Source organism: Maribacter litoralis (genome assembly GCF_003075045.1).
GTDB lineage: Bacteria > Bacteroidota > Bacteroidia > Flavobacteriales > Flavobacteriaceae > Maribacter > Maribacter litoralis.
In genome coordinates, this window is the sequence record NZ_QCZD01000001.1 from 407,240 (window position 1) to 421,918 (window position 14,679).

General features: G+C 36.7%; 17 protein-coding genes. 4 read left to right on the forward strand and 13 right to left on the reverse strand.

Annotated elements, in window-relative coordinates:
* Positions 1-1,337: 1,337 nt before the first annotated feature.
* Together DCS95_RS01930 and DCS95_RS01935 are read right to left on the reverse strand one after the other, a co-directional pair.
* The gene (locus tag DCS95_RS01930; protein WP_116769156.1) at positions 1,338-3,848 is read right to left on the reverse strand and encodes a heavy metal translocating P-type ATPase; all 2,511 of its coding nucleotides are present in this window, start codon (positions 3,846-3,848) and stop codon (positions 1,338-1,340) included.
* A 325-nt stretch (positions 3,849-4,173) separates the two neighbouring features.
* On the reverse strand, positions 4,174-4,740 hold the full coding sequence (locus DCS95_RS01935) for a helix-turn-helix domain-containing protein (protein ID WP_116769157.1): 567 nt from the start codon (positions 4,738-4,740) through the stop codon (positions 4,174-4,176).
* A gap of 286 nt (positions 4,741-5,026) precedes the next feature.
* Here DCS95_RS01935 and DCS95_RS01940 point away from each other — a divergent pair, with 286 nt between their 5' ends.
* A complete protein-coding gene (locus tag DCS95_RS01940) occupies positions 5,027-5,224 on the forward strand; it encodes a hypothetical protein (RefSeq protein WP_116769158.1) in 198 nt (65 codons plus the stop codon).
* Positions 5,225-5,318: 94 nt separating this feature from the next.
* A complete protein-coding gene (locus tag DCS95_RS01945; RefSeq protein ID WP_116769159.1) occupies positions 5,319-5,792 on the forward strand; it encodes an FKBP-type peptidyl-prolyl cis-trans isomerase in 474 nt (157 codons plus the stop codon).
* Here the strand turns inward: DCS95_RS01945 and DCS95_RS01950 are convergent.
* The 6 genes from DCS95_RS01950 to DCS95_RS01975 all read right to left on the reverse strand — a co-directional run bounded on the left by DCS95_RS01950 (position 5,785) and on the right by DCS95_RS01975 (position 9,691).
* Positions 5,785-7,038 (reverse strand): glycoside hydrolase family protein, encoded by a 1,254-nt coding sequence (locus DCS95_RS01950; protein WP_116769160.1) that lies wholly within the window; start codon positions 7,036-7,038, stop codon positions 5,785-5,787. The two genes, DCS95_RS01945 and DCS95_RS01950, sit on opposite strands and share 8 nt — an antisense overlap.
* A complete protein-coding gene (locus tag DCS95_RS01955) occupies positions 7,038-7,544 on the reverse strand; it encodes a TlpA family protein disulfide reductase (protein ID WP_116769161.1) in 507 nt (168 codons plus the stop codon). Before DCS95_RS01955 ends, DCS95_RS01950 begins: the two co-directional genes overlap by 1 nt.
* A gap of 95 nt (positions 7,545-7,639) precedes the next feature.
* Positions 7,640-8,068 (reverse strand): FKBP-type peptidyl-prolyl cis-trans isomerase, encoded by a 429-nt coding sequence (locus DCS95_RS01960; RefSeq protein ID WP_116769162.1) that lies wholly within the window; start codon positions 8,066-8,068, stop codon positions 7,640-7,642.
* A gap of 250 nt (positions 8,069-8,318) precedes the next feature.
* Positions 8,319-8,858 carry a DUF4251 domain-containing protein gene (locus DCS95_RS01965; protein ID WP_116769163.1) on the reverse strand — a complete coding sequence of 180 codons (540 nt, stop codon included), beginning with the start codon at positions 8,856-8,858 and terminating at the stop codon, positions 8,319-8,321.
* Between the two features lie 56 nt (positions 8,859-8,914).
* Positions 8,915-9,241: a hypothetical protein gene (locus DCS95_RS01970; protein WP_159304137.1), complete on the reverse strand. Its 327-nt coding sequence runs from the start codon at positions 9,239-9,241 to the stop codon at positions 8,915-8,917.
* Positions 9,242-9,358: 117 nt separating this feature from the next.
* A complete protein-coding gene (locus DCS95_RS01975) occupies positions 9,359-9,691 on the reverse strand; it encodes a hypothetical protein (RefSeq protein ID WP_116769165.1) in 333 nt (110 codons plus the stop codon).
* A 232-nt stretch (positions 9,692-9,923) separates the two neighbouring features.
* On the opposite strand from DCS95_RS01975, the gene DCS95_RS01980 reads away from it, so the two are divergent.
* A complete protein-coding gene (locus tag DCS95_RS01980; RefSeq protein WP_058102867.1) occupies positions 9,924-10,226 on the forward strand; it encodes an HPF/RaiA family ribosome-associated protein in 303 nt (100 codons plus the stop codon).
* Between the two features lie 11 nt (positions 10,227-10,237).
* Here DCS95_RS01980 and DCS95_RS01985 read toward each other — a convergent pair whose 3' ends face one another.
* Positions 10,238-10,579 carry a hypothetical protein gene (locus DCS95_RS01985; RefSeq protein WP_116769166.1) on the reverse strand — a complete coding sequence of 114 codons (342 nt, stop codon included), beginning with the start codon at positions 10,577-10,579 and terminating at the stop codon, positions 10,238-10,240.
* Between the two features lie 308 nt (positions 10,580-10,887).
* On the opposite strand from DCS95_RS01985, the gene DCS95_RS01990 reads away from it, so the two are divergent.
* On the forward strand, positions 10,888-11,829 hold the full coding sequence (locus DCS95_RS01990; RefSeq protein ID WP_116769167.1) for a TerC family protein: 942 nt from the start codon (positions 10,888-10,890) through the stop codon (positions 11,827-11,829).
* Positions 11,830-11,848: 19 nt separating this feature from the next.
* Here the strand turns inward: DCS95_RS01990 and DCS95_RS01995 are convergent, their stop codons facing one another.
* The 4 genes from DCS95_RS01995 to DCS95_RS02010 are packed head-to-tail and all read right to left on the reverse strand — an operon-like array spanning position 11,849 to position 14,666.
* A complete protein-coding gene (locus DCS95_RS01995) occupies positions 11,849-12,103 on the reverse strand; it encodes an acyl carrier protein (protein WP_116769168.1) in 255 nt (84 codons plus the stop codon).
* Positions 12,104-12,156: 53 nt separating this feature from the next.
* Positions 12,157-13,431, reverse strand: coding sequence for a beta-ketoacyl-[acyl-carrier-protein] synthase family protein (locus DCS95_RS02000; protein ID WP_116769169.1), 1,275 nt, complete (start codon positions 13,429-13,431; stop codon positions 12,157-12,159).
* The gene (locus DCS95_RS02005) at positions 13,424-13,876 is read right to left on the reverse strand and encodes a 3-hydroxyacyl-ACP dehydratase FabZ family protein (protein ID WP_341865172.1); all 453 of its coding nucleotides are present in this window, start codon (positions 13,874-13,876) and stop codon (positions 13,424-13,426) included. Before DCS95_RS02005 ends, DCS95_RS02000 begins: the two co-directional genes overlap by 8 nt.
* Positions 13,877-13,883: 7 nt before the next feature.
* Entirely contained in the window at positions 13,884-14,666 is a 783-nt protein-coding gene (locus DCS95_RS02010) for an enoyl-ACP reductase FabI (RefSeq protein WP_208630725.1), read from the reverse strand.
* Positions 14,667-14,679 lie beyond the last annotated feature (13 nt).

The following is a 14,679-nucleotide window of genomic DNA, read 5'->3' on the forward strand; positions in this document are numbered from 1 at the left end:
TTGATAACGATTTGTCTTATATTAAAACTTGGCCTCATAAAATTTTGGTAAAACAATAAGGTGAAGTAAGCGTCCGTATTTTAGGGGTTTAGTAATACAGTTTCTTAAGAGTTTCAATTATACAAAGGATTTCAACGCAATCTTAACGAGTTACAATGTTTCCTAAAATATAGCGAATGAGCCGTTAATTGTTTCCAAAAGTTTATGCAGCCTTGAATTTTTGTTTCTTTTGTTTCAAGACAAAAGATAATGAAAGAATGAAAAAAAGGATTAATTGAAGTTCTAAATATAACAAGTGCATAGAATTTTATTTTTCTTAAAATTTATGCTCTTGTGGCAAGCTTACGAGAATGGTCTAAAATTTTTTATTACGTACATTTTATCGAATACGCGATTTTTAATAATAGCAAAAAGGTTAGCTTTTATTTTGGCGTTGGCAAGCGTTGGATAATTGTGTGTAAAATAAATTGCCAGAGCAATTTGATTTTATAAAACAATCGAGCGCTTGGTAGCGGCTATTTTACATAACGGCAAATTATAGATACATAATGTTTTAAATAAACGCTGCGAAGCAAACCGCTTATTAGTTTAATGACCCAAGTTCCAATTGTTCTTATGAAAACGAATGCTTCTGGGATATTTTACATAATACTACATTATAGCTATCATTTTTTTTATAAATAGAATATGTAGTACTAAACATCATAATTTCTCCAGCGCGCCATCTGTGTTATAAATAGCTTCATCCACTGGATAAACCTATTTATAAAATGTACTATAATTTATATTATGTAAAATAGAATATTTTGCATACCACTTTTTATATTAATTTTATCCGCGCAGAAAAATTACAACAACTAACTTATAAGTCCAACAACTGCATCTCGCCGACTTTTAAATCATCCACAGGATAATTCAAAAGCTCGCGTATGTAAAATAGAATATTTAATAACCCACTATTAGGTATTTATTTCATTCCTTTTAGAAAAATTCAAAATCTAACTTATAAGTCCAACGGCTGCATCTCGCCGACTTTTAAATCATCCACAGGATAATTCAAAAGCTCGCGTATGTAAAATAGAATATTTTGCAACCCACTATTAGGTATTTATTTCATTCCTTTTAGAAAAATTCAAAATCTAACTTATAAGTCCAACGGCTACATCTCGCCGACTTCTAAATCATCCACAGGATAATTCAAAAGCTCGCGTATGTAAAATAGACTTTTTAATATCTTCTATCCTAAAATTTATACAATCATTAAAACTCTAACTTCACAGGTCCAACGGCTGCATCTCACCGACTTTTAAATCATCCACAGAAAATATAAAATTAAACTAATCAATATCGGCTCCTCTTAATCGTAATGAATTTCCAATTACCGATACCGAACTAAAACTCATGGCTAAAGCTGCGATCATTGGTGATAATAGAATTCCAAAAAATGGAAATAGTATTCCCGCTGCTATGGGTACGCCAAGTGTGTTATAGATTAAGGCAAAAAAGAGGTTTTGCTTAATGTTCTGCATCACTTTATGACTCAGGTTTCTTGCTTTTACAATACCGTGCAAATCACCCTTGACCAAAGTAATCATTGCACTTTCAATTGCTACATCGGTACCTGTTCCCATGGCGATACCAACATCACTCTTGGCCAATGCCGGTGCATCGTTTATACCATCGCCCGCCATTGCCACTACCTTACCTTGCTCCTGTAGTTTTTTGACTTCCTCCAGCTTATTCTCCGGCAACATTTCCGCTTTAAAATCCGTAAGATGCAGCTCGCTGGCTACAGCCTGTGCCGTATTTTCGTTATCACCGGTAAACATCATCACTTCTAATCCCTTATCCTGTAAGGCTTTTATAGCCTTTGCACTTGTTGATTTTATTCGATCACCAATAACCACATAACCTACCACTTTTTCATCCACCGATAAATAAGACACCGTTTTACCTTGTTTTTGATAATCCTGCCCCTCTGCTTTCATATCGGATGATAAGGCGGCCTTTGCATATTCCATCATTTTGGCATTACCAAAATAAAGCTTTTTACCATGTACAGTACCTTCTACCCCTTTACCGGTTACGGCATTGAAGTTTTCCGTTTTAGAGATTTCAATTTGCTGCTCCTTACCATATTTAACCGTAGCTTCGGCAAGCGGATGTTCACTTGAATTGTTCAATGAAGCTATCAGTTGTAAAACCTGATTATCACTATATTCCGTACCGAACACCCCAATTTTCTCAACCGTTGGTTTCCCTTCGGTAATCGTACCTGTTTTATCCACTATTAGGGTATCTACCTTATCCATTTTTTCCAAGGCTTCGGCATTTTTTATCAATATTCCGTTTTGAGCTCCTTTCCCCACTCCTACCATAACGGACATAGGTGTCGCCAAGCCAAGTGCACACGGGCAGGCGATTATCAAAACCGCTATGGCATTCACCAAGGCATACACATAGGCTGGTTCTGGTCCCCAAATTGCCCATGCCGCGAATGTAATCAGGGAAATTATGACCACCACGGGCACAAAATAACTAGAAACGGTGTCCGCCAATTTCTGAATTGGTGCTCTACTGCGGCTTGCATCGTTCACCATATGAATAATTTGCGAAAGCAAGGTATCGCTGCCCACCTTTTCAGCTTGCATCAAAAAAGATGTATTGCCGTTTATGGTACCACTACTTACGCTATCACCAATCTCTTTTTGCACCGGAATGGGTTCGCCTGAAATCATAGATTCATCAACCGTGGTGTCTCCCTCGGTAATTTTACCATCTACAGGTATTTTATCTCCCGGTTTAACTCGTAGTATATCACCTTTTTCAATAGCATCTATAGACACTTCCTCCTCATTTCCATCAACAACTTTAATGGCTTTATTGGGAGCTAGTTTCAACAATTCTTTCAAGGCAGAATTGGTTTTGCTATGCGCCCTAGCTTCTAACACTTGCCCCATTAACACCAAGGTCAATATGACGGTGGCAGCCTCAAAATATACATGTACGGCACCAGATTCGGTTTTGAACTGTGCAGGAAAAAAGTCTGGAGACAACATGCCAAAAACACTGAATACCCATGCCACACCTGCACCGATTCCGATTAAGGTAAACATATTAAGATTCCAGGTTTTTATACTTCTATAGGCTCTTTCAAAGAACATACGCGTGGCATAAAACACCACGGGAATTGATAAAGCGAATTGAACCCAGTTCCAATTCCTCTGGGGCATTATCTCATATAAAGGATTGTTGGCTATCATTTCACTCATTGCAATAATAAATATGGGCAGCGTGAAGGCTATCGCAATCCTAAATTTTTTCAATAACTTTTTATAGCTTTTCTCTTCGGCAGAACTATCTGCCTCCATAGGAACCAAATCCATTCCACATATAGGGCACGAACCTGATTCATCTTTAACCACTTCTGGGTGCATGGGGCATGTAAATTGTTCCGAAGCCGTTGTAGAAAGGTTTTGCTCCTCTACCAGATCCATACCACAAACAGGGCAATCACCAGGTGCATCATATGTTTTATCGCCTTCACAATGCATTGGGCAATAAAAGGTACCGTTGCCCTTACCCGATTTCTTTGCTTTTTTATGTTTTGCAACATCCTCAGATTTAGGGGCTTCACCAGGGCTATGAATCGTATAACTACCACCTTCTTTCTCTAGTGCGTTCTCAAATGTCCCTAATGGAATGTGAGATGCCATTTCTATGGTAGCTTCCGCTTTTTCCAAGTCAAGCGTAGCATTTGTAACACCATCAACATTAGAAAGCGTTTTTTCTACATGACTGCGGCAACCGTTACATGACATACCGTGAATATGATATATGTTTTTCATACTATTCTGTTTGCTTAAATCTTTTAAAATCGATCCTTGAATAAACTATAGAACTTCTTTCTACCTGAAAATTAGGCAATTACAATTTCTATAGGTATTGCAAAACAATTTAGCTTGAAGAGAAAAATTATTGGTAGTAAAGCTTTTTAATGCCTGATAAGGAAGTGCATAAAACACTAACCATTAACATAAGAAATACACTTCCTCGTTTCAGGACATTGTACTGTACTATCTTTTAACTTTTAAACCATCGGCAGCCAGTTGTTTTGCCGGGATAAAGTTATGACCAACTTGAAACTTACAGTATCATAATTATGGTTCTTATCTACGTAATTTGGTCTAATGTGCTTCTTTTATTCTCTTGACCTTTCTTATAGGCCGTTAAACTCATTCCCGTTTCCTTTTTAAAAAGACTGCTTAAATGGTTAACATTACTATAATCAAGTAATTGAGAGATTTCAGTAAAATTGTATTCTTGTAGCTGTATCAGCTCTTTTACCTTCTCTAATTTAAGTTTTATAAAGTATTTTTCAATGGTAATATGTTCGTTGGATGAAAATATCTTACTGATTTTCGAATAGTCCATACCCATAACACTTTCCAAATGGTGCGAGAGTGTTTTTTCTAAACGTAAGGGCAATGTCTGAAGCAATTTTATAAGCTCTATTTTTAGTTGCTCTACTAAACGCTGCTCTTGGGCCAGTAAAAGTTCAAAACCATTATTTTCCAGAACAGTTTTCAGTTGATCAAAATCACTCTTCGATCGCTCTTCATAAACAATGGATCCCAACTCTATATGCTTTAACGGAATACCTAAACCGGCTACCTCATTTTTAATTACAGTAATACAGCGGTTACACACCATATTCTTTATAAATAATTTCTTTTCCATCAATTAGCTGATTAGACAATTAATCATTGTCCCTTTTCTATAATTTACTAAAAATAAACCTGTTATATATAATCCTAAGTTATTTAACCTAGCAAGTTACTAGTTGTTTATCGTAAAGCATAGCGTAGATTCAGAAAACATTACATTTCAATTATGAATCTATGCTATTAAAGCTATACTTAAAAGCAACTAAAATGTACTTTAACCCTACGTTTTAACAAGGAAAGGTGAAAAAATTAGGATCAATAAAATAAAAACTTTATTTTAGTACAATAATTAATTTAGCGTGACAAAGAAACCAAATTTTGTTCTCCTTTCTGAAAACAATACCTACTACGTAGAATACCTTATTGGGCATCTTGTTTTAGCCAACAGTATTACCGAAGCTGTTATTTTTGAGTCGCAATCGCAAGCCCTTAAATTTCAAAAATACTTGTACAAGCATTGTAGTGTCCGTTTCTCGGTAAATACTTTTATCGCCTAACACACCAATATCTAGCTTGATTCAAAAAAAGACATACATCGGTAAGATGTAAGTCTACACAAACTTCAAAAACTTATCATCAAAAAAAATTAAAATGAAATATATCGCATTCCTTTTTTTATTGACTTCCTTGGTTTCTTGTAAACTATCGGATGACACCAATACCACCACTGTTGTTGAACCCATTGATTACACCGAAACCAACGAAGCAGAAATAAATGCTTATCTGGAAGACAATTCGTTAGAATCGCAAAAAACCGCATCGGGTTTACATTATATTAAAGAAAATCAAGGTGATGGTGCAGTACCAACGGCAACATCAAATGTTACAGTGGCTTACAAAGGCTATTTTCTTAACGGGACGGTTTTTGATCAAAGCGAAGAAGGAATCACCATTGGTCTTGATCAAGTTATTTCGGGATGGACGGAAGGTATTCAGTTATTCAACGAAGGTGGCAATGGTATGCTACTGATTCCTGCTCACCTGGGCTATGGTAGTTTTGATTATAATGGAATACCCGGTGGATCGGTATTGGTTTTCGATATTGAACTACTTTCCGTTAATTAAACGAAAACGCTTTTATAGGCATTTTAGCCGTTTTTACTTGAGTGGCCGCTCCTACTTGTTCCGTCCAAGCAAAGTATAAGGTTTCTTCCATTATTTCCATTTGCGGAAATCCTGATTTTCGGGAATCTGCCATTTCGGTAATTACTTGCTTCTGAGAAGTTTTACCGTCGGCACTTACCGCCATTGCCTTGAACAGGGCTACCTTATCATTCACTTCCATCCAACTTACAACAGCCGTCTCCTCATCTGCCCAGAGCACATCTACCCTACCCATAACCTTACCTTCAACAATTATAACAGGTGCTGTAAATGAAGCGCCGCCATCTGTAGAAAATACCAGTTGTACTTTTTGTTTGTTCTCAGCTGCCGTAAACCATGCTACGACCAAATTATTACCCAGTACATCCACTTTTGGTCCGTTTACCGGGCAACCTTTTATTTGCCAATCATCTTCATGTATTACTTTAGGTGTCGTCCACTCCCCTACTACCTGACGAACAATACTGATATCCCTAATTTCATCATCTGATCGGTCTCTATAAATGACCACGGGTCCATTATCGGTAATTGCAGAAGTAGTTTGGCAGCAATCGCAGGTTTTATCATCTAGCTCGTATTCTTCTATTAGTTTACCGGTTGTAGTCACGATTCCCCCACGCAACGTCATTGCTCCCCTCTCGCCTTCTTCATTTTCTTCCGTATGTCTACCATCTAGCCAATTGACAAAGAAATGGTTCTGATATGGAACTATACTTACAAAACCATGTTCGGTTGGGGTATCATCAGTATGTAAAGCCAAATCGGTTTTCCAATGCATTTCTCCCTTTGGCTTTATATTCATTTTTATATCATATGAATAGGTACCCGCACTCGATTTTTTAAGTATGTGCGACCATAAATTGCCGTTATTTTCAGAAATCATCGGGTAATCTGCCCAATTTACAAACCAATTTGTACCACTTAGTATATTTTGTGCTTCTTGCCACTCGCCATCAATCAATTCTGAGTAATTCATTGTTGACAACGAATCGTTAGGCGATTCTACCCATGATAATAAAGCTACATCTTTATTGATCACAAGATGTGGCAATGCCGATGTAGTACCTGCAGGAGAATTCATTTCCGTTACCAATTGAGCTGAATTAACCGTTAGAGGATTTATATCTTTTTTTTCGGAGGTTTCTTTGCATCCACTTATTAAACTACAAGCAACTAAAAAAATATAGAATAAGGTTGGTTTTTGCATTATTGAACCGCTCTGAGTTTTTCGATCATTTCAGGACTATCCCACTTTAATCCGCCATCAAAACGTAATACCTGCTCCCCTACTTCATTATAAATAAATGTTGCCGGTAAGGCACTTACATTTTCTTCGGCATATGCCCCGTTGAATTTTATATAATCCAATAGAAAACCACGGGCTTCCTTAAACTTGTTGATTTTTTCGACAGATTGATCTGATGCAAACAGAAATACGTAATTATCCTTTTCTAGAATAGCTTGTGCCTTTTCCATATCCGGCATTTCCTCAATGCAAGGCCTGCACCAGGTTGCCCAATAATTCAACAATACACGTTTACCCTTGTAATCGCTCAATTCAATGGGATTACCCTCTAAATCTTCATAAGTTGCTGTGGGTATTTGCTCTTTATTATTTTCGGCTGTTACCGATTCTGGCGCCTTGGTCTTCACCTCTTTACAACCTATCAGGGCAACAGTTAAAACCAAGAAATACAATGTTCTTAAATACATATTCAAATATAATATTTCAAACTATTAAAACAGTTGGTATTGAACCAAAAAAAAACCGCCTATTAGGCGGTTTATAATTATATAATTTAAGTCTATTACTTGATCTCTACAAGCTCTAGATCAAAGGTCAAATCTTCACCAGCTAATGGGTGATTTGCATCTACTACGATGTCATTTTCATTTACCTCTGCTACACGTAATTGTCTTTCGCTACCGTCTGCATTGGTTGCCATTAACGCCATATTTACTTTTGGCTCTATTTCTGCTGGCAATTCAGATTTTGGTACTGTCTGAAAAAGCTCTTTTTGCTTTTCACCGTATGCATCTTCCTTAGCTATAACGATAGTTTTTTTCTCATTCGCTTCCATATCCAATAAACCTTTTTCAAAACCAGGTATTAAACTACCTTGTCCTAATTTTACTTCTAAAGGCTCTCTGTCTACCGAACTATCAAATACTTGACCATCACTTAATTTTCCTGTGTAATGTACACGTACTTGACTATCTGCTTTTACTTTGCTCATACTGTTAATTTCTACTATTTCACTTAATTAAGGCACAAAGGTATTGTTCTCAATAGGGAATAACGAAGAATATGGAAAAACCTTCCCTTTTTAGCCTATTCTTAACATAAACAAAGGGTAAACGCACTAAAAATCAACTAATTGCACGTAATTTGTAATAAAAAAATCTATGATATCTTGTTTATAATGAATAGTGCGGCAAGTATTGATACTATTTAAATGTATACTTTAAACCATATCATTTAAAATACTAATCTTTAGAATCTAAAGATTCAATAGTACCATTATATTGTATGGTATTTCTATTGCTGGTATTCACCGATACCACACAAGATTTGTTAGGGTAAACCTGCATGTTCACTGTATACCGGTCTGTACTATTACTTATCTGAAAAGTAACCATATACCTTTGTTTGTCTGCATTAAAAGTTTGATTGTAATCATCAGGAACACCATTAAACTCAACACCATCGGCTGTACCATAAGTTCCTCCAAATTGCCTTTCTCCGTAGTAGGGTAAATTAGCGGATACACTATCATTCGTTACTTTTATGTAATTACCGTTACCGTTTAAATCTATCCTTGAAATATTACTACCTGGCGGCAAAAGACCACTATTGGCAACTGCTGTTAAACTTTGGGTCGCCAAAGGGTTTGCAGATTTTGCCTTAAATTCGAAATTCTTTGAAGACATGATACCATGTATAGGATGCGAATCATCAATTATTGTTTTAGATGATTTGCAACTAAGCAACACACAACATAAAATGAAATATAAAAATGGTTTCATAAGGTACACTTTTTAATCACCCTATCTACTGCCAATTCTATGCCAAAGGGTGCTGTTTAATCTTCAAATTCTTCCTCTTCGAATTCGGTATTCACTAAAACCGATTTCTCAAAATTGATATTGCGTGATTCTTTATACAACGCTTTGATCAAACGCTGTCTCTTTCGGTCTGAAATATCCAATGTATCAAGAGCTTTTATTTTTTGTTTTAAAGCCGCTCTCTGTAACATTACAGCGGTCTCATAATTGGGCTCAAACTGAAACATAATTGGTCCTTCATCCTCTTCTGTTGTTTTTGAAGCTGGGGTATTGTTCTGCTGTGAATACAACATACCCGTACAAAAAAATGTGCAGCAAATTGCCAGCCGCATAAATAGTTTCATATCAATTTCATAAGTGTTCTACCTCTAAATTAAGAACATTTATTTAAAATTGTATAGAAACCTGTCACCAGCATAAAAATTGACATCTAATTTACCAATCACCTAAGAAATAAGTATTTAAACGATGTGCCTGGCATCTGCACGTTTTCTAAACTTTAAGGTATACTCCATAAAGTCGAATTCAAGCTCAGAAGTTTCCCTAATATGTAAATTTACCATTTTGTGCTGCTCTGGTAATACATCATTAGTAGACTTTAAATAATCCAATAGATTCTTATTTGCCTCGGAAAGCTTCTTAATGGTATTTTTTAACCGGAATTTAGTTTCGAACAACGCCATAGTTGTAGGTTCATAAAGATAAGAGTCTACCCTTATTTTAAAGTGTTGAATAGTGTTCTTACACCGTTCTAATTTACCTAAGCACTTTGATTTATCCTGTACATTTTCCATGGCTTTTGATTTAGAAGTAAAAATGTGGGAATTTTACTTCAATTTAAGATAAACACTTCATATTTATACTATGTTTGTGTAAGTTTAACTTTATTTTAAAATGGAACCTATAGTGCTAACATTATTAAAACAAAACAGTTAGCATAGCTTAATATGAATCTTCCTTATTATTAAGATATTTTTAATTGTGAAGCATTTTCAAAATGAGTATCTTAAACTAAACTTATAGCCTATGAATATCAATTTTGAATACGACGATGTAAAAGCCAGCAATCGATTAGAGATTATGGCAGCACAAAAATTAGAGAAATTATTGGATAAGTATGATTTTATTGTAAGATCCGATGTTTTTTTCAAAAAGGAGAATACCTCTTCCCCAGACACAGGTATGGTTTGTAACATACGCTTAAGTGCACCCGGTCCGCGTTTATTCGCACAATCCTCCTCAGCTAGTTTTGAAGCATCCATTGCTTCATCTATAGAGGATTTACATCGGCAATTGGAAAAACGAAAAGCAAAAATGCAGTCTCATTAGACTGCATTTTTTTATTGTTCAATTTCTTTTTCTACCTGGGTATATTCTGCCACCACTTCCTTAATTTTCTCAGAGAAAGGGTTTCGTTTTAGTTCCAATAGTAAACGTTTTCTTTTTCTATCGGATATTTCTACAGAATCCAATATTTCCTTCACGCGATACTGATACGCAATACGACTTTGTTTCAATGCAATACGCTCAGAGGCTGTTAATACATAATCTGACTCAAATTGATTTAACAAAGGGCGTTTGGTTACTTGTGCACTAACAGTCTCTGAGTTTTGTGCAATAGCAGTGTTCATTCCCAAAAAAAGGCACATGAAAACACCACCCAAAAGAGTTAGTTTTTTCATTTCATATAATTGTTCTACCCGTAAAGTAGCATTTTTACAGCCAATGGTCAAAAAACTAGAAGCCTACTTGCACTTCATCGAACCTTTTGCTCGTTTTATCTGTAATAGGCAATCTACCAAGCTTTTTAGTCACTTATGGCAAATAGGCTAAAAATATAGTCAAAAGATGTAATGCTTTTTAAATGCAAACATCACCTTTGCAAAAACGATACGGTATTTAAATAAATGATAATCAAGCATTAACGTTTTAAACAAATGACAGTGCTACTTTCCATTTTTTAATACCTTTGCAACTTCAAAAATTTTATATGATAGTCTGGATTGTCTTTATTGCATTTGTACTTGTATTCCTTGCCTTGGATTTAGGGGTTTTTCACAAAAACGAACATGTTATCAAATCGAAGGAGGCAGGTATCTGGACTGCTATTTGGGTGACTGTTGCCTTGGCATTTAGTGGTGTTATTTATTGGCTTTTCAATGCGGGCATTGTAGACAACCCAACGGCATTGACTCCCAACGACGCCGTTCTAAAATATATAACCGGTTACTTGATCGAGCTTTCATTAAGTGTGGATAACGTTTTTGTTATTGCCGTTATCTTCTCCTCATTTAAAATTCCGCCTTTGTACCAGCACCGTGTGTTGTTCTGGGGTATTTTAGGTGCTATCGTATTTAGAGCCTTAATGATTCTCTTCGGTGTTGCCTTAATTACCAAATTCGAGTGGATCATATATGTTTTTGGCGTATTCCTTTTATATACCGCCTTTAAAATGTTGAAAGGTGATGATGAAAACTTTGACCCCAAAAACTCTTTTGTATTCAAACAGATTAAAAGAATATACCCGGTGACCACCACATTACATGGTCACGATTTCTTTGTAAAGCGCATGGGACTCAATGCTGCTACGCCTCTTTTTGTTGCTTTAATCGTTATTGAATTGACCGATATTCTCTTCGCGTTAGATAGTATACCCGCAATTTTAGCCATTACAGCCGATCCGTTTATTGTGTTCAGCTCTAATATACTTGCAATTTTAGGCTTACGTTCCATGTACTTCCTTATTTCAAGAATGCTTGAAAAGTTCAGATACATTAATTATAGCCTGGTCGTTATTTTGGCGTTTGTAGGATTAAAGATGTTATTTTCCCATTACGTTCATTTACCAGAATGGGTTTCGTTGACCGTAATTTCCGTTGCACTGATATCCGGTATTCTTGCTTCTACTTTAATCAAGGAAAAGGATTCATAACATAACATCGACAATTAGATTATTTTGCCGATAATTTGGCATCGATAATTGCCATAGCATCACCAACGGTCTGCATGTTCTCCATATCTTCATTTTCAAGGCGGATTTCGAAGGCATCTTCAACATCCAATACAATATCCACTAAGTTGGCGGAGTTGATATTGAGGTTGTTCATTAGGTGACTATCTTTCGAAATATCAGTAACCGCTACGTCTTCCGGAAGATATACTTGTATAATGTCTTTTAACTTTTGATATTTTTCCTCTTTAAGCATAAGTATATTTCATTTAAAATACCAATTGGTATACTAATTTAATTTTCTATATGTTACATTGAAAATGCCTTAAAAATAACACAGGCATTTACATCTCCGAATCCGAAGCTTGCTTTAGCTATCACTCTTGGTTCATAAAGTGCTGTTTCTCTCGGAATACTAGAAGCAGCAATTACGTCGGTAATCTCTGGGTGTATATCTTCACAATTTATATTTTTAAAAACCACTTTCTCCTTAAACTGAAGAATTGCAGCTACACTTTCAATACTACCTGCTGCAGCTAGACAATGACCGATTACCCCTTTAAACGAATTTATAAACGGAAAGTCTTTACCTTTTCGGTTAAGTGCCTTGCTCCAATTCGCTATCTCCAGCCCATCTTTGGCTGTAGCAGTCATATGTCCGTTAATCACATCAACTTCAGAAGCCTTAATACCCGAATTGGAAATAGCATTACTAATACAGCGTTGTACAGCCATACTATTTGGTGCGGTCATAGATCCTTCATCTATTTGTCCTCCACTATTAATTTCACCCCCTAAGACTTCGGCATAGATGTGTGCACCCCGTTTTTGGGCACTTTCTAAAGATTCCAAAACCAAAGCCCCTGCGCCACTACCAGGTATAAAACCGCTAGCAGTAGCACTCATAGGTCGGCTTGCCTTGGTGGGGTCATTATTATATCCCCTTGGCAAAATACGCATGGCATCAAAACCTCCCCATACATAAGGTCCGCTATCACTACAACTACCGGTCAACATAATTTCTGCCTTCCCTTGACTTATGCGGTCATAAGCCATAATGATACCTTCAGTTCCCGTAGTACATGCGGCGGAATTGGTGGTTACCTGATTACCGCATCCTAACATACCGCCTAAATAAGCACTGATACCACTCGCCATTGTTTGTATAACCGAAGTACTGCCCAGTCTCCGTACATTACCATCATCAATTAAATGAATGGCTTCCCTAAATTTATCCACCCCCAGAATTCCTGTTCCAAATATAACTCCGCGGTCCCAGCTTGGCTCATTGCTCAAGTTCTTATCCAGACCTGCATCTTTCCAAGCATCAACACCGGCAATTACTCCATAAACCACTCCAGTTGCGTTTAATCCTCTACGTTCTAGAGGTGTAAAGTAACTATCAATTAGTTTGTCCTTAACCAAAGGTTCTCCCGCTACCTGACAACCAAAACCTAATTTTTCCAAGTTTGGTTGATGTCGAATTCCGCTTTTACCATTTAGTAAAGCCTGAGTAAAATCAGAAAGTCCCACACCATTTGGTGCACACACTCCTAAACCTGTTATGACCACACGTCTACTCATTTGTAATACTTATCATGCCTGCTAAAGTGCCTTTACAGACTAATTTATCTTCATCATTATACATTTTCACATTACATTTCAATTTCTGAAACCTAAAATAAACAAGCTCGGAAACCACCCTAACACACTCATCGGGAAATACAGGCAATAAAAATTCCATTTGCGAACTACTCATTCCTATCCGCAAATCATCAAACATTGTGTCTTTCTCCAATAAATGAATACCCAAGCACACCAATCCAATCTGCGCACAACATTCTGTCAACAACACCCCTGGAGTCACAGGATTGTTTTTAAAATGACCGGTATAAAAACCTGCATTCTCCTTGAATCTATATAAACCCTCTACTCCATCATCATCCACCTGTATGAGCTTATCCACGAACAAAAATGGCTCTGAATAGGGCAATCTGTCCAAAATCCAACTATACGATTCGTTCATCATTTTACATTTACATCAAACTTTCTCCCCCATCCACTTTGATAACGGTACCGGTAATCCATTTTGCTTCATCGGTAGTCAACATATATACCGCATTGGCTACATCTTTGGGAGTCGTTAAGCGATTATTGGGGTTTCTCTTTAAAGCATTTTCTTTTATCTGCTCAAAACCAGGAATCATAGATAGCGACTTTGTCATGGTAATACCAGCCTGTATACAGTTCGCCTTTATCCCCAGTGGGGCAAATTCCAAAGCAATACTTCGTGTTAGTGCCTCCAATGCTACCTTTGCGACCGAAACTGCACCGTAATTGGGCAAAGCTTTGGTATTTCCTTCACTGGTAAAGGAAATTATTCTTGTGTCACTGGCAAACAAATTTGCCGATACCAATGCTTTTGTCCAATCGTACAAACTTAATGCCATGGCATCAAAAGTTATTCTGAAATCCGTAGCGGTTAATGTTGATGTATTTGTGGAATACATAGGTTTTAACGTGCCTTTTGCCACGCTGTGTACCAAAACCTTAATATGCTCCCCAGACGGTAATTGCTCTTTTATATCAGAAATGATGGCTGTTCGTTTTTCTGCGTTTAAAGCATCTACATTCATAGCTATACATTCATTCCCCATAGCCTTAATTTCCGCAAAGTTTTTTTCAATGACACCCATATCTGCGCGTCGATCTCTGTGCAAGATGATGATGTGGTAGCCATGTTTTGCCAATTTCTTTGCGGTTGCCAGTCCCAAACCGCTACTACCTCCTACTATTAATGCCCAGTAATTGTTTTTCATGTCTATAATTATG